Below are 242 nucleotides of genomic sequence, written 5' to 3' on the forward strand. Positions count from 1 at the left end.
TTCGCGTAGCCTGCGTAAATCTTGGCTTGCAGCTTGGCTGCGTCCATCTTTGCTCCTATGCGCGGCAGACGCTGATGCCACCATTGCCCAGAATCGGACCAGGCGCAAAGCCAATGAACTCGCACAGCCGGCGGCGCCACGAATCGAAAAGCCTGTCTCGATCACGCTGCTCGTTCGGGTTGTGCTTCCAAACGGCCGCCTGGTCGGTGTCCAGGTTGTCACTCGCGGTCGGGATGGCCGAC

Annotated in this window: 1 protein-coding gene; it reads right to left on the bottom strand. The window is 61.2% G+C overall.

All coding sequences use genetic code 11. The annotated features are described in order from the left end of the window. Positions 1 to 55: 55 nt before the first annotated feature. Positions 56 to 242 (bottom strand): hypothetical protein (locus tag RZA33_RS19735; RefSeq protein WP_317510032.1); only part of this gene is annotated, 187 nt, incomplete at its 5' end.

It is taken from the genome of Halovibrio sp. HP20-59, assembly GCF_033052795.2.
Taxonomy (GTDB): domain Bacteria; phylum Pseudomonadota; class Gammaproteobacteria; order Pseudomonadales; family Halomonadaceae; genus Vreelandella.